The following is a 19,572-nucleotide window of genomic DNA, read 5'->3' on the forward strand; positions in this document are numbered from 1 at the left end:
GCTCGATTCTAGCCGCGCCGCCTCGGAGTACTGGATGCCCTCCTTCGCGGGCATGATAGCCGTATCGGCGAGCTAGCTCCCGCCTTCTCCCGGCGCTTGCGCGTGGATCGCCAGCGCGTGCACGCTGCCGGAGAGTTCCGCGGCGAGCGCCGAATTTATCATGCGGTGGCGATCAACCCGGCTCTTCCCTTTGAAGGCGGAAGACACAATATAAATGCGGAAGTGCGTCTCGCCGCTCGGCCGATGGCCGGCGTGGCCCTCATGCAAATGTGACTCGTCGACGACTTGCAGGCTTTCCGGCGTGAAAGCTTCCTGCAACTTGTTGCTGATAGTGTCTCTGATGGCCATCTGGGTCATTACGGTGCGAGATCGCTCTCCGTATTGCATAGGCCGCCTCGGGCGGTCGTTCAAGGACGCCTCAGCATAGTTTCGGCTATGCTTTTCAGCTAATTGCAATGTCAAGACTTGAAGGTTTTTGCATTGCGTAGTCAAAGTCAGCCATGCCGATCGATTCATCAAAGTTCTTCGACTCCATCCGGATCAAGCCGAAAGGCAAGCAGCCGGAAGTGAAGCCGCGCGACGCCGTGGTCAATTGCGAATGGACCGGGTGTCAGAACAAGGGCGCGCATCGTGCGCCTAAGGGTCGCGACAATCAGCGTGAGTACTGGCACTTCTGCCTGAATCATGTGCGCGAGTACAACCAGAACTACAATTTCTTCTCCGGCATGAATGCCGACGCCGTCGCGCGCTATCAGAAAGATGCGCTGACCGGTCATCGTCCGACCTGGAAGATGGGCGCCAATGGCGGCGTCAAGAAAGGTGCGGAAGCCGAGATTGACGGCGCCTTCGATCCGTTCAGCATGTTCCAGGAGCTCAACGGCCGCACCGGCTGGCGCGCCGGCCCGCAGGCCGCGCCCAAGGCCGAGACGCGCAAGATCATGAACGCCGAGCGCAAGGCGCTCCAGGTGATGGGCCTCGGCCCCGAGTCCACGCTCGCCGACGTCAAGTCCAAGTACAAGGCGCTGGTGAAGCAGCACCACCCCGACGCCAACGGCGGCGATCGCTCCACCGAGGATCGCCTGATCGAGATCATCAAGGCGTATAATTATCTGAAGACCGTGGTGCGCGAGGCGTAAGCCTCTAGCCAAATTCTCCGCTGTCGTCCCGGCGAAGGCCGGGACCCATAACCCCAGGGAGAAGTTTGGCGAATACTCGCAGTGAACAGGTCTTCACGCGGTACTGACATCTTCTATTTACCGATAAATCACGCGGTATGGGTCCCGGCCTTCGCCGGGACGACGGCGGAGCCATTGGCCCCGCCGTCATGCTCCCGCTATACGCCACTAGCCTCGGCCTCCGGCATCGCCCCCACATATGACGAGCTCGGCCGGATCAGCCGCCCCGTCCGCTGCTGCTCGCGCGCATGTGCCGTCCACCCGGCGGCGCGCGCCACCGCGAAGATCGGCGTGAAGGCCTGCCTCGGGATCGCCAGCGCATCGAGCAGGATCGCGGTGAAGAACTCCACATTGGTCTCCAGCGGCCGGTCCGGATTCTTCTTGCGCAAGGCGGCGCGGATATAGGCTTCGACCTCGCCGGCAAAGGGCAGGTCGGCGCCGTCCGAGGCCAGCGCCTCGATCGCGGTCTTGAGCACGTCGGCGCGCGGATCGCGCACGCGATAGACGCGGTGGCCGAAACCCATCATCCGCTCGCCGCGGGCGAGTGCTGCGTCCACCCAGGGCTGGATGCGTTCGCGCGAGCCGATCGCGTCGAGCATTTCCAGCACCGGCTCCGGCGCGCCGCCATGCAGCGGGCCCGTGAGCGCGCAATAGCCGGCGGTGACGGCGGCAAACAGGTCAGCCTGCGTCGAGGCCACCACGCGTGCGGTGAAGGTCGAGGCGTTCATGCCGTGGTCGCTGGCCGTGACGAGATAGGCGTCCAGCGCCGTGACCTCGCGTGGTTCAGGAGCGCGCCCGTGCAGCATGCGAAGCGTATCGGCGGCCTGGCTCACGTTCGGATCGGGCGCCACGGGATCGAGACCCCTGGCGCGGCGGACGAGCGCGCTCGCAATCACCGGGAATGCGCCGACGATCGTCGCCTCATGGGCGAGACCGTGCTCGGCGCGAAGTCCCGCGACCGCCGCGCGAAACCCGTCGACGACGCCCATGCCGCGTGTTGCCGGCAGCAGTTCGTCCAGCCGCGCAAAGGCGCGCTCGCGTGCGACGCCCAGGCTCGCGCGTACATTGGCTTCGCTCAGCGTGGTCATGCTGGCGCCGTTCCAGAGCCGGGCGGTGACGCCCTCAAAGCTCGACTGGCTCGCCAATCGGCCGACATGCTCGCCGGCGATGATCAACTCGCCGCGCTCGCCGTCGACATGGCTCAGCACGGTTTCGGCCGCGGGAACGCCGTCCAGCCCGATCTGGCTTTTGGTGAGGTGGATGTTCATGGCCCAAATCTCCTTTGCACCAGCCAAAGGTCAGGCCTCTCGACAGATTGATCAATCTTGATTACATAAATCAATATGAAAAATTCGGAAGGTCTCTACCTCTCCGCCCGGGAAGCCGCCGCCGAGCTCGCGATCTCGCCGGCCACGCTCTACGCCTATGTCAGCCGCGGCCTGGTCCGCTCCGAGCCGACGCCGGACTCGCGCAAGAACCGCTATCGGGCCGAGGACGTCCGGGCGCTGAAGGAGCGCCGGGTGCCGTCGCCGGAGCCGCGCGGCCTGCGCAGCTTCGATGCCGATCTGCCGGTCATGGACACGGAGATCTCCACCATCACCGAGGACGGCGCGATCTATCGCGGCGTCAATTGCGTCGATCTCGCCGAAAACGACACGCTGGAGCACACGGCGACGCTTCTGTGGGACGTCTCCGGCGTCGATCCGTTTGCGCCCGATAATCAGCCCGCGGTGTCCGATGAGATGCGCCTGATCGCGCAGGCGGCACGCCGCGCCGCGCCGATCGATCGCGCCATTGCCGTGCTGGCGCTCGCATCGAGCGCCGATCCCCGCGCCTTCACCCGCGCGCATGATGGACGCGCGATGGTCGGTGCGCGCATCGTCCGACTCCTGGTCGCGACCATGCTCAATACGGAGCCGTCCGCCGAGCCGCTGCACCAGCAGATCGCGAGGGCCTGGGCGCCCGACAACAAGCACGCGGCCGATCTCATCCGCCGCGCGCTGGTGCTGCTCGCCGAGCATGAATTGAACGCGTCCACCTTCACGGCGCGCTGCGCGGCCTCGACCGGCCTCAATCTATATGATTCCGTCATCGCCGGCCTCGCCGCGTTGAAGGGACCGAAGCACGGCGGTGCCGGCGTGCTCGCCTCGCAGCTTGTCAAGGCGCTGGTCGATCGTGACGTCGAGCCGATGGTCCGCGAACGCGTCGCGCTCGGCGAACGCTTTGCCGGCTTTGGTCACGGCGTCTACAAGCGGGGCGATCGGCGCGCGCAGTCGCTCCTGAATGCCCTGGCCCGCGCCGGCGCACCGCGCAAATTCACCAAGGAGGTGCCGGAGCGGATCGCGGAGGCGACCGGCGAGCTCGTCAACATCGACTACGCGCTCGCGGTGCTCGTGCACGCGTTGCGCTTGCCTGCAGGCAGCGAGCTCGCTTTGTTCGCGATGGCCCGCAGCGTCGGCTGGATCGCCCATGCGAGCGAGCAATTGCAGTTCGGCAAGCTGATCAGGCCGCGGGCAAGGTATGTGGGACCGGCGCCGGGGCGGAGGGCGGGGGTTGCGGATTCCAAGCGATGATCAAAAAACCTCATGGTGAGGAGCGCGGAACGCGCGTCTCGAACCATGCAGGCCCGGCTTTCGCCCGCGGCCATCCTTCGAGACGCCCGCCGTTGGCGGGCCCTCAGGATGAGGAAGGTGGACTTGGATACGGTCGATCACCCCCGCGGCTTCGCCACCGCGACGCCGACGCCATTCCGGCGGCGATAGATCCAGACCGCCAGGCCCAGAACGATCGCGATGCCGGCCACGCTCAGGATCCAGATGTGCTTGCCGACATGTCCATGGTGGTGCAGCCCGGCATATTCGTGCAGGGCCGAGACCGCCAAAACACCCGGCAGCACATGCGCCGGTGCCCAGAGCAGGATCGCCGGGACGTTGATGGCATAGAAGCGGGCCGGGGGCATGCCCAGCGCGCCCGCGGTGACGGGGACGAAGGCACGGATCGGCGGCACGAAGCGGGCGAAGAACACCGCCCAGGTGCCGAAGCGGTGGAAGAAATTCTCGCTCTGCTCGACCACGCGCGGATAATTGGTCAGCGGCCAGGTGTTGAGGATCTCCCGTTGCTGCCGGTGCCCGATCCAGTAGGCCGAACCGTCGCCGAGCACTGCGCCGAGCGCTGCCGCCAGCAAGACCCATTGAAGCCTCAGCTCGCCGCCCGGGACCAGGGCGCTTAGCGCCAGGATGATGGTCGAGCCGGGGATCACCGACCCCACCACCGGAACCGCCTCCAGCAGGGCCGCCAGGAACAGGGTCAGATAGGCCAGCCACGCATGGGCCGAGACGAATGAAATGAGGGGATCGAGAAAGGACGTCACGTCGTCTCTGTGGTGGGATTGGGCCTTATGGATTGGCTTGGGGTTCGGACCCTACATCGGACCCTACATAAGTAACGAGCGCCGGTAAAAGTGCCACCGGCGTGGGCAGGACCGCGCCCTTGGCACGAAATTCAGGCGTGATTCGCAGGGCAGCCTTCCAAAAATCGCGTTCCTTGCCTATCTAAATGAAAAGACAACGGAACTTTGATTGGGGGGCGGGCTTCTGCCCGCACGTTGTCTCTGATAGGTTCGCAACAGCACCCAGCCGCAGCCAACGTGCAATAACTGGTCTCGGGATCGCCCGGGACCTCGGAGGATTGATGACGACCGCCGCGATGTCTAAAGTTGAGGAAGTTTCCGGTTTGCCCGACATGAAGGTGTCGGTGCGCCAGGTGTTCGGGATCGACAGCGATCTCGAAGTCCCCGCTTATTCCGAAGTCGATCCTCATGTCCCCGAAGTCGATTCCGATTACCGCTTCGATCGCGCCACCACGCTCGCCATTCTCGCCGGCTTCGCCCACAACCGCCGCGTCATGGTCACGGGCTATCATGGCACCGGCAAATCCACCCATATCGAGCAGGTCGCCGCGCGGCTGAACTGGCCCTGTGTGCGCGTCAACCTCGACAGCCACATCAGCCGTATCGACCTCGTCGGCAAGGACTCGATCGTGGTCCGCGACGGCAAGCAGGTCACCGAATTCCGCGACGGCATCCTGCCCTGGGCGCTCCAGCATAACGTCGCGCTGGTGTTCGACGAATACGACGCCGGCCGCCCGGACGTGATGTTCGTGATCCAGCGCGTGCTGGAAGTCTCCGGCCGGCTGACGCTGCTCGACCAGAACAAGGTGATCAAGCCGCATCCGGCATTCCGCATGTTCTCGACCGCCAACACCGTCGGCCTCGGCGACACCTCGGGCCTCTATCACGGCACCCAGCAGATCAACCAGGGCCAGATGGACCGCTGGTCGATCGTCACCACGCTGAACTATCTCAGCCATGACGAGGAAGTGGAGATCGTGCTGGCCAAGGCCAAGCACTATCGCACCACGGAGGGCCGCGACATCGTCAACAAGATGGTTCGCCTCGCCGATCTCACCCGCAACGCCTTCGCCAATGGCGATCTGTCGACGGTGATGAGCCCGCGCACGGTGATCACCTGGGCCGAGAATGCCGACATCTTCAGCGACATCGGCTTTGCGTTCCGGGTCACCTTCCTCAACAAATGCGACGAGCTCGAACGTCCTCTCGTCGCCGAGTTCTACCAGCGCTGCTTCAACGCGGAGCTGCCGGAATCGGCGGTGAACGTGGCGCTCAGCTGAGAGTTTGAGACGGTGGAAGTCCGAATCGAGACGACTTACGGCGCGACGAAAAAATTCGCCGCGGCGGGTCTCGAGGCCTTCAACCGGCAGCATCAGACGGGCAGCCCGCCGAAATCGTTTGCGGTAACGGTCAGGGAGAATGAAACTGCTCGGGCCGCCCTGGTTGCCGAAGGTGTAGGTCAATGGATGGTCTTCACCCTTCTGTGGGTTGAGGACCAATATCGGCGCCGCGGCTTTGGCACCTCGTTGCTTCGCGCGGCAGAAGCCGAATCGAAGAAAAGGGGTGCGGTTGGCGCTCTGGTCGACACCTATTCGTTCCATGCGCCGGCCTTCTACAGGATGAACGGATATACCGCCTACGGGCAAGTCGATGATTTCCCCGAAGCCGGAATGACTTGGTTTCGATTCAAGAAGGCGCTTTGATCGATTGGCAGCGTTGGATTCTGCAAAGAAAGCGATTGCGATGAGCACGACCAGCAAAGTCCGATCCGGGCCGAAAGAACCATCCGCCGTGTCCGCCCGCTACGAGGACGATCTTTATGGCTGGGCTGAAGCTCAGATCGCGCTGCTGAAGGCCGGCCGTCTAACCGAAGTCGACGCGGGGAATATCGCTGAGGAATTGGCTGACGTGGGGCACGATCAATATGACAAGCTGGAAAGCGCGTTGGGCATCCTGATGATGCACCTTCTGAAATGGGACCATCAGCCGACGCATCGATCGCGAAGCTGGGTCAACACCGTGCACGAGCAGCGAAAACGCATCGTGCGCGTCCTGCGCAAGAACCCAAGCCTCAAGTCGCGCATTCCCGAGGCGACCGAAGAGGGTTACGAGGATGCACGTGATGACGCTGCGGCTGAAACCGGGATCGCCAAGAAGCTTTTCCCGAAAGCCTGTCCCTATGACTGGTCCGAGATCACGACGCGCGTCATCGAATTTGAAGATCTCCGGTCGCCGGAAGAGTAACATGATGCTGGAGCTTCGGCCGATCCCATGACCACGTCCAACTCCAAATTCCGCAACACCAAGGAAGCTCCGACCGAGCCGTTCAAGCGCTCGGTGGCGTCCTGCCTGAAGGCGATCGCCAAGGCGCCCGAGCTCGATGTCAGCTTCGCCGCCGAGCGTCCCGGGCTCGCGCCGGGCAAAGCGCGGCTGCCCGAGCCCGCGCGAAAAATGACTAGGCGCGATGCCGCGATCGTGCGCGGCCACGCCGACTCCATCGCGCTCAAGCTCGCCTGTCATGATCCAAAGGTGCATCGCAAGCTGATGCCGGGCAATCCGCAGGCGCGCGGCGTGTTCGAGGCGGTGGAGCAGGCGCGGGTCGAGGCGATCGGCGCGCGGCGCATGGCGGGCGTTGCGAAAAATCTCACCGCGATGCTCGACGACCATTTCCATCGCGGCAAGTTCGACGAGATCACCGATCGCGCCGACGCGCCGCTCGCCGACGCGCTGGCGATGCTGGTGCGCGAACGCCTGACCGGCATGGCGCCGCCCACGGCCGCCAAGAAGATGGTCGATCTCTGGCGTCCCATTCTCGAAGACAAGATTGGCAGGCGGCTCGACCGGCTCGATACCGTGGTCGAGGACCAGACCAGGTTCGGCGATGCCGTGCATGATCTGCTGACGGCGCTCGAGATCGGCGACGAGCGCAGCGCCGACAGCGAAGACAATGACGAGAACGACGAGAACCAGGACGGCGACAACGATCAGTCCGGCGCGGAAGGCTCGCCCGATTCCGACGCCGCACAGGAGATGAGCGCCGACCAGGCGCAGGCCTCGAGCGAGGAGATGAGCGAGAGCGCGATGGAGAGCGCGCAGGCCTCGACCTCCGACACCTTCGACGACGGCGAGCTCGGCGACGACGAGACGCCGGGCGAGGCGACGCGGCCGAATTCGCATGGCAAGAATGAGCCGCGCGGGCCGGAATATCACGCCTTCGCGCCGAAGTTCGACGAGGTCATAGCCGCCGAAGACCTCTGCGACCATGACGAGCTGGAGCGGCTGCGCGCCTATCTCGACAAGCAGCTCGCGCATCTGCAGGGCATCGTCGCCCGTCTCGCCAACCGGCTCCAGAGGCGCTTGATGGCGCAGCAGAACCGCGCCTGGGAGTTCGATCTCGAAGAGGGCATTCTGGACCCCGCGCGGCTGTCGCGCGTGGTGACCGATCCCTATCACCCGCTGTCCTTCATGCACGAGAAGGAGGCGACGTTCCGCGACACCGTGGTGACGCTGCTGCTCGACAATTCCGGCTCGATGCGCGGGCGCCCGATCACGGTCGCGGCGACCTGCGCCGACATCCTCGCCCGCACGCTGGAGCGTTGCGGCGTCAAGGTTGAGATTCTCGGCTTCACCACGCGCGCCTGGAAGGGCGGGCAATCGCGCGAGGCGTGGCTTGCCGCCGGCAAGCCGGCCAGTCCCGGCCGCCTCAACGATCTCCGCCACATCATCTACAAGTCGGCGGACGCCCCGTGGCGTCGTGCGCGAAAAAATCTCGGCCTGATGATGCGCGAGGGGCTGCTGAAGGAGAACATCGACGGCGAGGCGCTCGACTGGGCGCACAAGCGACTGCTCGGCCGGCCTGAGCAGCGCAAGATCCTGATGATGATCTCGGACGGTGCGCCGGTTGACGATTCCACGCTGTCGGTCAATCCCGGCAACTACCTCGAACGGCACCTGCGCCACATCATCGAGGAGATCGAGACCCGCTCGCCGGTCGAGCTGATCGCGATCGGCATCGGCCATGACGTGACGCGCTATTACCGCCGCGCGGTGACGATCGTGGACGCCGAAGAGCTCGGCGGCGCCATCACCGAAAAACTCGCCGAACTGTTCAGCGAGACCAACACCGCGCCCACGCAGCCGGCCAACCGCCCGCGTCGCAAACTGCATTCGTGAGCAACAATCGATCCCGCCGCAGCTTTATCGGCCACGCGGCGGCGGGATTTTCCACTCTCGCACTGTCTCGCCTGGCGCAGGCACAGCCCGCGCCGAAGCCGGCGCTGATCGAGCACGCCGTCGCAGCCCCCGTCGGCATCGAGGTCAACGCGCGGCCGATTCCCCATTTCGAGCCGCGCGACCGCGCGCGCACGCGGTTCGGTTCGCTGGACTATCGCGGCGGCCTGGTGCTGACCTCGCCGCATCGCGGCTTCGGCGGCCTTTCTGGGTTCCGCTTCCTCGACAGCAAAGGCGAGCGCTTCCTCGCGATCTCCGACCAGGGCACCTGGTTCACCGGCCGCATCCGCTATTCCGGGCGGAGCATGACCGGTCTCGACGACGTCGTGGCCGCGCCGGTGCTCAATGCGGAGGGGCGGCCGATCACGGAGAAGCGGCTGTGGTACGACACCGAGGCGCTCGCGCGTGACGGCGACCTCGTCTATGTCGGGCTCGAGCGCGTCAACCAGATCATGCGGTTCGATTTTGCGAAGGGCGGCACAAGCGCCCGCGGCGAGGTGCTGCCGACGCCGCCCGCGGTGCGCAAGCTGCCCTACAACAAAGGGCTCGAGGCGCTGGTGTTTGTCCCCAAGGACATACCGAAGGGGCAACCGCTGGCGGGCACCTTGATCGCGCTGTCGGAAGGCGGCTTCGATGCCGACGGCAATCTGATCGGCTTCTTGATCGGCGGCCCCACGCCGGGCCAGTTCAGCATTCGCCGCACCGACCAGCAGCTCATCAGCGACGCCGTGCTGCTGCCCTCGGGCGATCTCCTGATCCTCGAACGCAAATTCTCCTGGTTCACCGGCGTCGATATCCGCATCCGCGCGATCGCCCTGAAATCGATCGCGCCGGGCGCATTGGTCGACGGCCCCGTGCTGTTCACGGCCGATCTCGGCCACGAGATCGACAACATGGAAGGCATCGATGCCCACGTCACGGCCGACGGCGAGACCGTGCTCACGCTGGTGTCGGACGACAATTTCTCGATGCTCCAGCGCACGCTGCTGCTGCAGTTCGCGCTGGTGGAGTAGTTGTCGTCCCGGCGAAGGCCGGGACCCATACCGCGAGGTCCATCGAGTGCCGGTGGTGCTAATCCCGAACGGCCGGTCTTCGCCAAACTCCTCCCTGTGGTAATGGGTCCCGGCCTTCGCCGGGACGACGCCGAGGGTGTGACGACAGCGTGCGCCAAACCCGTACCGCAATGCATCCCCCGCGAGCCGCCATTCCCGCCGCGCGGCTGGCAATCGGCGCATCGCTCACTACACTCTCTCCAACTCCCGCCCTCCCTCCCTTTCGGAACTCCCCCGCATGAGCGCCCTGTTTTCCCCGATCAAGCTGCGCGGCCTGACTTTGAAGAACCGCGTCGTGGTGTCGCCGATGTGCCAATATTCGGCCGAGGACGGCGTCCCCACCGACTGGCACTTCACCCACATCAACAATCTCAGCCTGTCGGGCGCGGCGATGTTCTGCATCGAGGCGACCCATGTCGAGGCGATCGGCCGCATCACGCCGGGCTGTCTCGGGCTCTACAGCGATGCCGCCGAGGCCGCGCTGAAGCAGATCCTCGCCTCGGTGCGGAAACATTCCTCGACCGCGGTGGCGATGCAGCTCGCGCATGCCGGCCGCAAAGCCTCGAGCGCGCGGCCCTGGGACGGCGGCCAGCTGATCCCGCCTGACCAGGGCGGCTGGCAGACGGTGGCGCCGTCGGCGCTGCCGCACAAGGAGGGCGAAGCCGCGCCGCTGGCGCTCGACGCCGCGGGTCTCAAGCGCATCCGCGACGCCTTCGTCGATGCGGCGAAGCGCGCCGACCGCATCGGCATCGACGCGATCGAGCTGCACGGCGCCCACGGCTATCTCCTGCATCAGTTCCTGTCGCCGATCTCGAACAAGCGCACCGACGACTATGGCGGTAGCTTGCAGAACCGCATGCGCTTCCCGCTGGAGGTCTACGACGCGGTGCGCGCGGTGTTCCCGCACGACAAGCCGGTCGGCATGCGGGTGTCGTCGACCGATTGGGTCGAGGGCGGCTGGGATCTGGCGCAGACGATTGAGTTCGCCAAGGCGCTGAAGGCGCGCGGTGTCGACTGGATCGATGCCTCCTCCGGCGGCGTCTCGCCGCTGCAGAAGATCGCGCTCGGGCCCGGCTACCAGGTGCAGTTTGCCGAAGCCATCAAGCGCGAGACGGGTTTGCCCACCATCGCCGTCGGCCTGATCACCGAGCCGAAGCAGGCCGAGGAGATCGTCGCCTTCGGCAAGGCCGATATGGTCGCGCTCGCCCGCGGCTTGCTCTACGACCCGCGCTGGGCCTGGCACGCCGCAGCCGAACTCGGCGGCGAGGTCGAAGCCCCGCCGCAATACTGGCGCTCGCAGCCCTCGACGCAGAAGGCGCTGTTCGGCAAGACGACGTTCGGGGCGCGGTGAGGAAAGCAGGTGTGGTGCGAGGACCGCGCCACCTGTGTCGTCCCGGCCTAGTGCGCAATTGCGCACGGGGGGCCGGGACCCATACGCCGAGGCCGCGGTGACAGCGCAAGAAGGTCATTGCCTGTCTTAGCCAAACCGAATTCGGTGGTTATGGGTCCCGGCCTTCGCCGGGACGACGGGGAGAGGGAGGCAACATCCCGCCTCACGCATCCGTAACGCCCCTCACCTTCCACCCCCGCCAAATCTGGCCTAACCTCGCGCGCGTCCAACTCCTCGCGGAGGCCCGCCATGCGATTTCGTGTTCGAAAAGCTGCCCACGTCATCGAGCGCGTGGGGCTTGCGATGGCGGGCGCGGCGTGCGGGCTGTTTGTCGGCGCTTATGTGGGATCGGCGATCCCCGCGCTCACCACCGAGGGCTTCCTGCTGCTGATGATGGTGCTGGGCTTCGTCGGCTTCTATCTCGGCATCGACACGCCGCAATTGCCTTTCGACGAGGCCCACGGCGACATCGACGCCGCGGAACTGTTGAGCTCCGCCGGCACGCTCTGCGCCACGCTCACCGCACTCGCCTCCGTCGCCATCATCGTGCTCCGCCTTGAGCCGCACATCGCCTGGAGCTGGTTCGCCTTGTTCGGCTGGATCGCGGGGGTGGCGATGCAGATCGTGGCGGGCGCGAAGGCGCGGATGCGGAAGCCGTGAGACGAGATAGCGGCGCGACAATCTCCGCTGTCGTCCCGGCGAAGGCCGGGACCCATACCGCGTGATCTATCGGTGGTGGACGATGCTAATCCCGAACGACAAGCCTTCGCCAAACTGCTTCCTGTGGTTATGGGTCCCGGCCTTCGCCGGGACGACAACGTAGGAGGCCAGGCCAGCGCGCCTCGCTTCTAAAACACCACGCCCACTTTCGAGCCGCGCTTCCACGCTACGCGGCAGCGCTTCTTGGTGTTGACGTGCAGCAGCTCGAAGCGATCGGGAATCTTCACCTGCCCGCCGAGATCGACGCAGGCCCCGCCCGGCGAATAGTCGATCAGCGTGCAGGGGATCACCGGCGCGCGCGGGTCAGTGATGATCTTGGCCTGGCGGGACACGAGGCCCGCGGGTTTGACGCGGGCATGTCGTCGCGGATGCATTGGCACTCTCCTCCAATTTCCGCGGATGGCGCGGGTGGTCTGGGAGATGATGCCAAGGAGTTGATTCGATCCGGCTAAGGCGGGGCGGAGAATTTTAATGAAAAGTATCGGCGAATGGAGAAAGCGGCGGTAGCGGGGTGGGGCGGTGCGCATTTTGGCGTCGTCCCGGCGAAGGCCGGGACCCATAGCCACCGAATGCGATTTGGCGAAGATTGGTCATTGCCATCTCGCGCCATAACTTCTGCTGAGGAGTATGGGTCCCGGCCTTCGCCGGGACGACACCTTTTGGGGCACAAACCACCTCACCCCACCACGATCTCCCCCGCCTCCGCCGCCATGCCCACATGGGGCGGCACCGGCATCGGCACGGTCACATACTCCTTCGGCAAATTCACCGGCCGATAGCCCGGCTCCACTGCCATCCGCTTCACCACGCTCTCGTGCACATGCGCGCCTTCGGGGATGAGGCGCGGTTCGCAATCGGGGATGTACAGCCCCATAAACACCTTCCGCTCCGGCCATTCCTTGTACGTCGCGCTCTTCGGCAGATACTCCAGCACGCGCCACACCGCCGTCATCGAATCATGCAGCTCGCCGGTCTTGCCGGTGTATTCAGGCGGCACGTATTGGAACGGCGAGTTCTTGCGCTGGATGCCCCAGGCGAGCTGGTTCACCGTGCGCGGGTTGAAGTTCAGCCCGGCCTTGGTCGCCTCCTCGATCATCCAGAGCAGCGGATATTTGGACTCGCCGCTCTCGACTTCCGGATAGCCGCCGCCGACGTCGCAATGCACGCCGGCGAACCACACCTGCAGGATGTCCTGCGGCTCCTTCTTGTGGTCGGGCACGAAGCGATTGCGCCAATACTCCTGCGGCTCCTCATACTGCTTGAGGCGGAACATGCAGCGCCGCTCGTCGATCGCGATCGCCTGGCGGAAGATGTTGACGCTGGGATTGCGCAGCGTGAAGGCGAGCTCCTCGAAGCTCGGCAAATAGCCCCGGTCGGCGCGCGGCACGATCACGCTCGCCACCGTGTCCCAGACGCCGATGAAGTGGATGGTCGGCCAGCGCGACGAGGTGATGCGTGCGAACTGCGCGGCGAGATCGAACTTGTTTTTCGGCAGCGGCCCGCTGTCGTCAAAACCCTCATCGATGAGGTCGCTGACATCGTTGCCGCGCCCGGTGCCGGAATATTGCTTGTAGGCGACGAGGCCACTGCCCGCGAGGTTGGCCTGCTCCGGCGAGATCAGGCCGATCTTGTGGATCAGCCCCGCCAGCACCCGCACCGTATAGGCGCCGCGCGAGAAGCCGAACAGATAGATCCTGTCGCCGGGCGCGTAGTGCTGAACCAGAAAGCAATAGGCCGACAGCGTGTTGTCATCGAGCCCGTAGCCCGTGGCGAGCCCCAGCACCAGGTTGACGTTGGCTTTCCAGCGGTGCCACGTCGACGGCTCCGTCACCGTGCCGACCCCGGGATCGTAGAACACCATCTGCCGTGGCTTCGTCTTGTCGGTCTTGCGCAGGCAGCGATAGAGCTTCAGGACGTTGGAGATGTTTTCGGAGATCTCGTTGCCGGTGCCGTCACAGCAGATGACGAGATTCTTCGGCTCGGATGTGTGGTCGGCGTTGCGCTCGTGCTCCACGGTACTCCCCTCCCGCTGATGCTACCCGGGCGAGTATAGCTGAAAAGCGCGGGGAGAAGGAGATGGTGATGGATTCCGCGCGGCGCCAGTGTTTTGGGTGATTGGGCCGCAGACTCCGCTGCACCTCTCCCGCCTGCGGGAGAGGTCGACACGCCTCGGGCGATGCGAAGCATCGTCCCGAGCGCGGCGGGTGAGGGCTCTCTCCTCTTGGGGGTTCTCGCTTGCGGAGACACCCCCACCCCAACGCTCTCAGCGCGAGCGCAGTTCGTCGCGGCCCGCAAGCGGGAGAGGGGGCGCACCTCATTCGCGGTCGGCGTTGCCGCCCGCTACTTCTTCTTCTGACCGATCTCCGGCTGCCACGCCGCATCCTTGCGGCTTGGCGCGGCGGCGCTGGTCTTGATCTTGTCTTTCTTCGGCTTCTTGGTCTCGCGGTTGCTGCGTTGCTGTCCCTTGGCCATGACGTCGTCTCCTCCTGGGTTTCGAGTTCGTCCGCGTGCGAGATCGGCGCTGCAATGGTCGCTTGGGCAGGGCGACGAAGTACTTCTACCCGAGCCATTGAAGATCGCCGCGGCGCACACGAGGCGCGAAAGATGCAGCGCAACATCGACGCGCGGCAATTGCGTGAGCTGCGCTGACGTGGTCGAGCGTACGCCCGCGCCCTGCAGATGGCGAGGACTAAAACGCCGCGCGCGAGCGCCGCGCTTGCGCCTTAAGTCCCGGCCCGCGCTGACATAAGGCTGGCTATTGCCGCGCAAGGAGCGCATGGTCGCGACCAGCTGGCGTCGGTTGGGGCCCCTTCTTTGCGAAAGGCAGGCGCGCATGACCATCCGCTCGCGGCGAGAAACCATCACCTTCAAGCATCCATTCCACATCCGCGGCCTCGAACGCGAATTGCCGGCCGGCGCCTATGAGGTCGTCACCGACGAGGAGATGATCGAGGGCCTGTCCTTCGCATCCTATCGCCGCGTCGCCACCATGATCACGGTGCCCTCCGAAGGCGTGCGCGGTGCGACGGAGATGCTGTCGATCGGCTCGGTCGACCTGGCGGATGCCCAACGTATCGACGCGAGTGCCTGAAATGACTGACATCCCGGTCGATCTCGACAGCCACCGCGGCATGGCCGCCCAGAAGGCAACCGATCTGCGCCGCGCGCTGGCCGATGTCGAGGCCCAGGTCAGGGAGCTGCGCGAGCGCGAGGCCGAGCTCGAAAACCGCATGATGTCGGTGCCCGCCACGTCCTGGCCCGAGGCCGCCGTGAAGGCCCGCCATCTGCTCAACCTCTATGCCGCGAGCCTACCCGCCGAGGACACCCGCCACCGCGCGCTGGTCGCCGCCCTGTTCGACGATTTCGCAAGGCTCAACGGCGACGGCTGAAGGCGAGCCAACTCGCGCAGACACAGGCGTCGTCCCGGCGAAGGCCGGGACCCATAACCACCGAAGCGAATTGTTGTGCACCCTCGTGCCGCAGCCTGCTTCGACAACGCTGACCGCCGTCCCCGTGCAATTGCGCACGACGCGCGGACAAAGGAATACCCCCATGACGCTCACCAGCAGCCGCTTCATCGCCCACGACCAGGACCGCGGCATCGTCCAGTTCTCGATGCAGGACGGCAGCAAAGAGATCGCCTGCGCGATCTCGACCTCCGCCATGGACGACCTCGAACGCGGCCCGCGCGCCAGGCCCAGCGAGCGCGAAGAGCAGTTCACGCGCCTGCGCGAGCGCATCGAAGCCTGCACCGGACGCAAATATCAGGCGACGGAGTTCGAAGGCACGCCGCCGGGGATCGTGCTGCGGAGCATTGATTTTCGGGGGTAGGGGGCGCGACGACGCCTACTTCGGCGGTTCCTGGGGCTTGCCCTGGAATTGAATGTTGCACTTCTTTGCGATCGAGGCCTGCTCGACCGCGATCAACTGTCCCTTCATTTGGGCGAGTTCGGCCGCAGCCTGTTTGTCGCCGCCGACCAGGAACGCCGCGGGCCAGAACACAACGACGGCAACGCCCGTCGCGACCTGATCCTTGGTGCGCTGGCTGTCTTGAACGCCGGAGAGGGTCGCAGCTCTGGCGGATACCGACTGCGCCTCAAGCGCGAGCTGTTGGCAGTTGTACTGCTGATACTGCACCGGCGAGACGTAAGCCGCCGAGATGTCAGATGAAGACGACGCACAGCCAGCAAGAGCGGTCGCAAGGACCGCCAGGCTCAAATGACGCATTAGAAGAATCCCCCCGGAAAGGCGCACAGAAGCGCAACCAGTGCGGGAGATCAATAGGACCTTGGCTTAGCTAGTAGCACTACGGGGTGGCTCGTTGCGCGGCGGCAAGTGCGTCCGGCCCAACGACGACAAAGCCTAATTCACCCACCTGCGCGAGCGCATCGAAGCCTGCGTGGAACGGGTATCAGGCGACGGAGTTCGAAGGCACGCCGCCGGGGATCGTGCTGCGGAGCATTGATTTTCGGGGGTAGGGGCGGGGCCGTGTTGAGCTGCGAACATGTTGTTGGCGTAGTGTGGTGCCGAGACCCCTCTACTTTAGAGGCTTAGGCTCGCGACGCCTTGTCCACGTTGAGATCGTCATTCCTTTCTGCGGCGCCTCGCCGCGAGGTGCATCGGTTGCCGAAGCCTTCGAAATTGGAGCGGCTATCTTCGCCGACTGTTCCTTTTCTTGTGCCGCACGGTCGAACTTTGCCGCGACTTGTCGGTAATGCTTGAAAGGTACCTTACCGGAGCTCACCTCCTGCGTCTCCATTCGGTAGTTACGGTTCTTCTCTACAAAGGCACTAACCCAACTCTGAGCATCAGAGTAGAACACGGTATCTTCAGCGGATCGAACGAGTGACCTGTTGATTTCGATCGCCTCTTGCCGAGAAATGTGCCGTTTTACATACGAGAAATTCTCAAAACTAAAATCGGGATCGCTGTGGTTGGCGGTGGGCTTGATCCTGACCGCTAGCGTAGGCGTCAAAGGAACAATTCGATTTAGGATGAATTGGTTTTCGATTGCTCGTTCGCGACTGGAAAGTCACTTGTGAAGAATGGGCAGTCTTTGTTGTTGTTGATAAGGATTTCCCAAGAAGAGTTTCCGAATGCGGCAACGTGACTCAGGATCGAGGCAATGCCGACTGCTTGTGCACTTTCCGATCCACAACGACCTTGATACCTCCGCGGTCTAGCAATTCGGTCAGGCTATCGCCCGCTAGTTCGCTAGGTGGCGGTTCGAACGCTGCTTTAGCCTCAGCGGCTTTTGCCATTGCCTCGATATGCTCTTCAACCAGATTTGCGTTCATGCGCATGGCGGCCGGAGTGCATGTCAGTAGATAGCTTAGGAAGTCTGCAACTACGTATATCGCTTCGTTGTTAGGCTTTCCTGTCTCTAGAAGTGTAACGGCAGCATTGTATTTGCCTTCAATGGTTTTTAAGAACTCTTCAATTGCTCGAGGCTCGCTCAGGAAATCATTCGTATTTCCTTCGTCGGTTCGGCACACATCGTTCGATCTTGGTGTAAAGGTTTTAAGGTCGCTTTTGCGCGTCGCGTGCATGAGTTCATCGAGCGACGGCGAATAGAAGCGCTTCAGATGAACCTGCGAAACATAGTGATCTAGAGCCATTTTCTGTCCAGTCGAATAGCTCTTGCTTGATCTTGATCGGTTGTCCGATTTCCAGGCGCGTTCTGAACGCCGGCGTTCAGTCGAGTTTGATGCCGATTGTCTTGTCCACGTTCGTTGAGAATGCGCCCACCGTGTACGCTTCATCTTCAAGTTCGGGCTCGATCATGGCAGTAGCGAATATGATCTGATGTTCCACTTTGCTTTCTTTTGAAACTCGCAGAATCTGCAGTTGAAAATTCTGGCTACGAATGGCTTCGACACCCATATTCTCATGACTATCTATCATGCAGAAGCGCGGATGGCGGAAGAATGGATTCTTTGTTGCCGCGGCCAGGAAGCCTAGAAAGAAGCTGCTCCGCAGAATTGTCCTAGAACTGGCTGAGAAGTAGCTTTCGTTGTCGACGGTTATTTGATTGCCTTCAAATGTGAAGTTCACGCTTCTTGGGTCTTCAAACACGTCCTGTCGCCTTAGGTCCTGGACGAGTAGCTTCTTTACCTCGTCAGCGATCAACGTGTAGGCCTTCGCAAGGGTTGAGGCCTGCTGAGCTCGCAGTGTGTCGTTGATGTTGCGTAACTTTGTTATCGCTGCTTGGAGCTCCGACTTGCGGTCCGACAATTGCCGAACTGTCGCCGCCAGCTGTGCTTTTTGATCCAGATCCTCAATTTGCCGCTGCAAGTATCCAGACCGGCGATGAAGTTCTCTAAGCTTCTCGCGATCATTCGTTGATGGTAAGGATCGGAGGGCGGAAAGTCGGCGTGACGCGTCTTTCCACTTGATCTCTGTATCTTTGATTTCTTGGTCCACCGTCCGTGCTCGGTCTTCGCGCCTACTTTGCAAGAGGGTAGATTGCCTGATTTGGAGTGACGTATCCATTATCAACGCGGCTATTCTGCTGCGAGTGTGCTCTGATTCAAAAGGTGTTTTGCAAAGGTGGCACGCATGCTTTGCGAGCTCGCCATCGATCGGAGAATAGCAAGCAGGACAACATTGAAATCTTACCTCACCGATGTGATCGACGACGGCGGAGGAATCGCGTAGTGCCTCGAGTTTGTTTTTCAAGGCGGCCAAAAATGCATCCGAGTCCGCAATCGTAAGGGCTAGCGCGTCTCGATCTTGCTTTAGTCGTATCAATTCGCTTTGTAGCGTTTGAACAGCTTTATAAGCTTTTTCTTGCTGCGCAAGCGTCAGCTTATCGTTCTTAGTTGATGTGTAAAGCTTCTGTTCTGCCTCCTCGATGAGGCGCTGCGTTGCTGTTTGCTCTTGCTCGAGTGACGTTCGCTGAGCGTCAATCCACTCAAGCGTGAATCCCTGGTCTGCCTTTCCAAGCACCGAAAACAGGCTGCGAAGTTGCCCGTTTATGGTGTCGAACTCTTTCGAGAGTTCACGTATCTTTTGCTCGTTGTCATAGACAGCGCTGTCGTAAGCCCCGCACAATAATCGTCCCACGGTGTCTCGCAAGTCCGCTCGGTCGAATGGAACGGCCCTGAAGAGCTGCTCTACCGGGCTGAGTTGATCTGCATAAAGTAGGCGAAGAATCTGGTGCATTGTAATGTGCCCGGATAGATCGCTTGAGACCTCGGGGATTCCCAACAGGCCGAAAATGGCTTGCGAGAAGCTCTCTCGATTTTCGCCGCTCCTGTACGGATATCTGATCCACTGCGATCTGGGCGCCTTTATCGAATCGAGATAAGAGCCGCCAAATATTTCCATTGGCTGCATAGTGGAGGCTTCGGAGACGTCGCGGCTTAGCGTGGCTTTTTTTCCATTCAAACTGACTTCAAGGACGACTCTCGAACAGAGTCGAGCGACTGTGCTCCAGTCGGTAAGGTCGCCACCAAGCCCGTAGAATATGAAGTTAAGTACCGTAGATTTGCCTGAGGAGTTCTCTCCGCGCACGATATTTACGCCCGCATGGAACGCTGCGTCGTAAACGATTGCTTCTGAACGGTAGACGACCATTCGTGTTACGATTAATGT

Annotated in this window: 21 protein-coding genes and 1 pseudogene; 13 read left to right on the plus strand and 9 right to left on the minus strand. The window is 62.9% G+C overall.

Annotated elements, in window-relative coordinates; translation table 11 throughout:
- Positions 1-72 precede the first annotated feature (72 nt).
- Positions 73-348, minus strand: coding sequence for a BolA family transcriptional regulator (locus tag BRA1417_RS0106645; protein WP_027515159.1), 276 nt, complete (start codon positions 346-348; stop codon positions 73-75).
- A 152-nt stretch (positions 349-500) separates the two neighbouring features.
- Between BRA1417_RS0106645 and BRA1417_RS0106650 the strand changes: the two genes are divergently transcribed.
- A complete protein-coding gene (locus BRA1417_RS0106650; RefSeq protein WP_027515160.1) occupies positions 501-1,136 on the plus strand; it encodes a J domain-containing protein in 636 nt (211 codons plus the stop codon).
- A 197-nt stretch (positions 1,137-1,333) separates the two neighbouring features.
- Here BRA1417_RS0106650 and BRA1417_RS0106655 read toward each other — a convergent pair whose 3' ends face one another.
- Positions 1,334-2,443: a citrate synthase/methylcitrate synthase gene (locus BRA1417_RS0106655; protein WP_027515161.1), complete on the minus strand. Its 1,110-nt coding sequence runs from the start codon at positions 2,441-2,443 to the stop codon at positions 1,334-1,336.
- A gap of 75 nt (positions 2,444-2,518) precedes the next feature.
- Here BRA1417_RS0106655 and BRA1417_RS0106660 point away from each other — a divergent pair, with 75 nt between their 5' ends.
- Positions 2,519-3,748 (plus strand): citrate synthase family protein, encoded by a 1,230-nt coding sequence (locus tag BRA1417_RS0106660; protein ID WP_027515162.1) that lies wholly within the window; start codon positions 2,519-2,521, stop codon positions 3,746-3,748.
- A gap of 137 nt (positions 3,749-3,885) precedes the next feature.
- On the opposite strand, the gene BRA1417_RS0106665 is transcribed toward BRA1417_RS0106660, so the two are convergent.
- The gene (locus BRA1417_RS0106665; RefSeq protein WP_027515163.1) at positions 3,886-4,545 is read right to left on the minus strand and encodes a DedA family protein; all 660 of its coding nucleotides are present in this window, start codon (positions 4,543-4,545) and stop codon (positions 3,886-3,888) included.
- 320 nt (positions 4,546-4,865) lie between these two features.
- On the opposite strand from BRA1417_RS0106665, the gene cobS reads away from it, so the two are divergent.
- The 7 genes from cobS to BRA1417_RS0106700 all read left to right on the plus strand — a co-directional run bounded on the left by cobS (position 4,866) and on the right by BRA1417_RS0106700 (position 11,916).
- Complete coding sequence (gene cobS / locus BRA1417_RS0106670) at positions 4,866-5,864, plus strand: cobaltochelatase subunit CobS (RefSeq protein WP_007599232.1); 999 nt, start codon at positions 4,866-4,868, stop codon at positions 5,862-5,864.
- 12 nt (positions 5,865-5,876) lie between these two features.
- Positions 5,877-6,287, plus strand: coding sequence for an N-acetyltransferase (locus BRA1417_RS41640; RefSeq protein WP_051448276.1), 411 nt, complete (start codon positions 5,877-5,879; stop codon positions 6,285-6,287).
- 4 nt (positions 6,288-6,291) lie between these two features.
- Positions 6,292-6,828, plus strand: coding sequence for a DUF29 domain-containing protein (locus BRA1417_RS0106680; RefSeq protein WP_371259975.1), 537 nt, complete (start codon positions 6,292-6,294; stop codon positions 6,826-6,828).
- A 27-nt stretch (positions 6,829-6,855) separates the two neighbouring features.
- Positions 6,856-8,757, plus strand: a complete 1,902-nt coding sequence (cobT, locus tag BRA1417_RS0106685; protein WP_027515165.1) for a cobaltochelatase subunit CobT — start codon at positions 6,856-6,858, stop codon at positions 8,755-8,757.
- Positions 8,754-9,827 carry an esterase-like activity of phytase family protein gene (locus BRA1417_RS0106690; RefSeq protein WP_027515166.1) on the plus strand — a complete coding sequence of 358 codons (1,074 nt, stop codon included), beginning with the start codon at positions 8,754-8,756 and terminating at the stop codon, positions 9,825-9,827. The genes cobT and BRA1417_RS0106690 overlap by 4 nt, the downstream gene beginning before the upstream one ends.
- A gap of 277 nt (positions 9,828-10,104) precedes the next feature.
- On the plus strand, positions 10,105-11,217 hold the full coding sequence (locus BRA1417_RS0106695) for an NADH:flavin oxidoreductase/NADH oxidase (protein WP_027515167.1): 1,113 nt from the start codon (positions 10,105-10,107) through the stop codon (positions 11,215-11,217).
- 288 nt (positions 11,218-11,505) lie between these two features.
- Positions 11,506-11,916, plus strand: a complete 411-nt coding sequence (locus BRA1417_RS0106700; protein WP_027515168.1) for a hypothetical protein — start codon at positions 11,506-11,508, stop codon at positions 11,914-11,916.
- A 188-nt stretch (positions 11,917-12,104) separates the two neighbouring features.
- On the opposite strand, the gene BRA1417_RS0106705 is transcribed toward BRA1417_RS0106700, so the two are convergent.
- The 3 genes from BRA1417_RS0106705 to BRA1417_RS45945 all read right to left on the minus strand — a co-directional run bounded on the left by BRA1417_RS0106705 (position 12,105) and on the right by BRA1417_RS45945 (position 14,448).
- On the minus strand, positions 12,105-12,350 hold the full coding sequence (locus BRA1417_RS0106705) for a PilZ domain-containing protein (RefSeq protein ID WP_027515169.1): 246 nt from the start codon (positions 12,348-12,350) through the stop codon (positions 12,105-12,107).
- A 302-nt stretch (positions 12,351-12,652) separates the two neighbouring features.
- Positions 12,653-13,990: a DUF2235 domain-containing protein gene (locus BRA1417_RS0106710; protein WP_027515170.1), complete on the minus strand. Its 1,338-nt coding sequence runs from the start codon at positions 13,988-13,990 to the stop codon at positions 12,653-12,655.
- 326 nt (positions 13,991-14,316) lie between these two features.
- A complete protein-coding gene (locus tag BRA1417_RS45945; protein ID WP_007599247.1) occupies positions 14,317-14,448 on the minus strand; it encodes a hypothetical protein in 132 nt (43 codons plus the stop codon).
- Positions 14,449-14,809: 361 nt separating this feature from the next.
- On the opposite strand from BRA1417_RS45945, the gene BRA1417_RS0106720 reads away from it, so the two are divergent.
- The 3 genes from BRA1417_RS0106720 (at position 14,810) to BRA1417_RS0106730 (ending at position 15,807) form a co-directional block, all read left to right on the plus strand.
- Positions 14,810-15,067, plus strand: coding sequence for a hypothetical protein (locus BRA1417_RS0106720; RefSeq protein WP_027515171.1), 258 nt, complete (start codon positions 14,810-14,812; stop codon positions 15,065-15,067).
- A 1-nt stretch (position 15,068) separates the two neighbouring features.
- Positions 15,069-15,365 carry a hypothetical protein gene (locus tag BRA1417_RS0106725; protein ID WP_007599252.1) on the plus strand — a complete coding sequence of 99 codons (297 nt, stop codon included), beginning with the start codon at positions 15,069-15,071 and terminating at the stop codon, positions 15,363-15,365.
- 163 nt (positions 15,366-15,528) lie between these two features.
- Complete coding sequence (locus tag BRA1417_RS0106730; protein ID WP_007604598.1) at positions 15,529-15,807, plus strand: DUF1488 family protein; 279 nt, start codon at positions 15,529-15,531, stop codon at positions 15,805-15,807.
- A gap of 15 nt (positions 15,808-15,822) precedes the next feature.
- On the opposite strand, the gene BRA1417_RS0106735 is transcribed toward BRA1417_RS0106730, so the two are convergent.
- Positions 15,823-16,203, minus strand: coding sequence for a hypothetical protein (locus BRA1417_RS0106735; RefSeq protein ID WP_027515172.1), 381 nt, complete (start codon positions 16,201-16,203; stop codon positions 15,823-15,825).
- Positions 16,204-16,342: 139 nt separating this feature from the next.
- Here BRA1417_RS0106735 and BRA1417_RS45290 point away from each other — a divergent pair.
- Positions 16,343-16,454, plus strand: a pseudogene (locus BRA1417_RS45290) (DUF1488 domain-containing protein); the annotation flags it as partial.
- A 633-nt stretch (positions 16,455-17,087) separates the two neighbouring features.
- On the opposite strand, the gene BRA1417_RS0106745 reads toward BRA1417_RS45290, so the two are convergent.
- Both BRA1417_RS0106745 and BRA1417_RS39555 read right to left on the minus strand, forming a co-directional pair.
- Positions 17,088-17,594: a DUF4238 domain-containing protein gene (locus BRA1417_RS0106745; RefSeq protein ID WP_027515174.1), complete on the minus strand. Its 507-nt coding sequence runs from the start codon at positions 17,592-17,594 to the stop codon at positions 17,088-17,090.
- Between the two features lie 76 nt (positions 17,595-17,670).
- Positions 17,671-19,554 carry an ATP-binding protein gene (locus BRA1417_RS39555; RefSeq protein ID WP_051448277.1) on the minus strand — a complete coding sequence of 628 codons (1,884 nt, stop codon included), beginning with the start codon at positions 19,552-19,554 and terminating at the stop codon, positions 17,671-17,673.
- Positions 19,555-19,572: the final 18 nt, after the last annotated feature.

This window comes from Bradyrhizobium sp. WSM1417 (assembly GCF_000515415.1).
In the GTDB taxonomy this organism is placed as follows: Bacteria; Pseudomonadota; Alphaproteobacteria; order Rhizobiales; family Xanthobacteraceae; genus Bradyrhizobium.

What these genes read in the sequence shown, in the direction of transcription:
- BRA1417_RS0106645 (WP_027515159.1), bottom strand. Translation starts at nt 348, where the DNA reads ATGGCCATCAGAGACACTATCAGCAACAAGTTGCAGGAAGCTTTCACG.
- BRA1417_RS0106650 (WP_027515160.1), top strand. Translation starts at nt 501, where the DNA reads ATGCCGATCGATTCATCAAAGTTCTTCGACTCCATCCGGATCAAGCCG.
- BRA1417_RS0106655 (WP_027515161.1), bottom strand. Translation starts at nt 2,443, where the DNA reads ATGAACATCCACCTCACCAAAAGCCAGATCGGGCTGGACGGCGTTCCC.
- BRA1417_RS0106660 (WP_027515162.1), top strand. Translation starts at nt 2,519, where the DNA reads ATGAAAAATTCGGAAGGTCTCTACCTCTCCGCCCGGGAAGCCGCCGCC.
- cobS (WP_007599232.1), top strand. Translation starts at nt 4,866, where the DNA reads ATGACGACCGCCGCGATGTCTAAAGTTGAGGAAGTTTCCGGTTTGCCC.
- cobT (WP_027515165.1), top strand. Translation starts at nt 6,856, where the DNA reads ATGACCACGTCCAACTCCAAATTCCGCAACACCAAGGAAGCTCCGACC.
- BRA1417_RS0106695 (WP_027515167.1), top strand. Translation starts at nt 10,105, where the DNA reads ATGAGCGCCCTGTTTTCCCCGATCAAGCTGCGCGGCCTGACTTTGAAG.
- BRA1417_RS0106700 (WP_027515168.1), top strand. Translation starts at nt 11,506, where the DNA reads ATGCGATTTCGTGTTCGAAAAGCTGCCCACGTCATCGAGCGCGTGGGG.
- BRA1417_RS0106705 (WP_027515169.1), bottom strand. Translation starts at nt 12,350, where the DNA reads ATGCATCCGCGACGACATGCCCGCGTCAAACCCGCGGGCCTCGTGTCC.
- BRA1417_RS45945 (WP_007599247.1), bottom strand. Translation starts at nt 14,448, where the DNA reads ATGGCCAAGGGACAGCAACGCAGCAACCGCGAGACCAAGAAGCCGAAG.
- BRA1417_RS0106720 (WP_027515171.1), top strand. Translation starts at nt 14,810, where the DNA reads ATGACCATCCGCTCGCGGCGAGAAACCATCACCTTCAAGCATCCATTC.
- BRA1417_RS0106725 (WP_007599252.1), top strand. Translation starts at nt 15,069, where the DNA reads ATGACTGACATCCCGGTCGATCTCGACAGCCACCGCGGCATGGCCGCC.
- BRA1417_RS0106730 (WP_007604598.1), top strand. Translation starts at nt 15,529, where the DNA reads ATGACGCTCACCAGCAGCCGCTTCATCGCCCACGACCAGGACCGCGGC.
- BRA1417_RS0106735 (WP_027515172.1), bottom strand. Translation starts at nt 16,203, where the DNA reads ATGCGTCATTTGAGCCTGGCGGTCCTTGCGACCGCTCTTGCTGGCTGT.
- BRA1417_RS0106745 (WP_027515174.1), bottom strand. Translation starts at nt 17,594, where the DNA reads ATGGCTCTAGATCACTATGTTTCGCAGGTTCATCTGAAGCGCTTCTAT.
- BRA1417_RS39555 (WP_051448277.1), bottom strand. Translation starts at nt 19,554, where the DNA reads ATGGTCGTCTACCGTTCAGAAGCAATCGTTTACGACGCAGCGTTCCAT.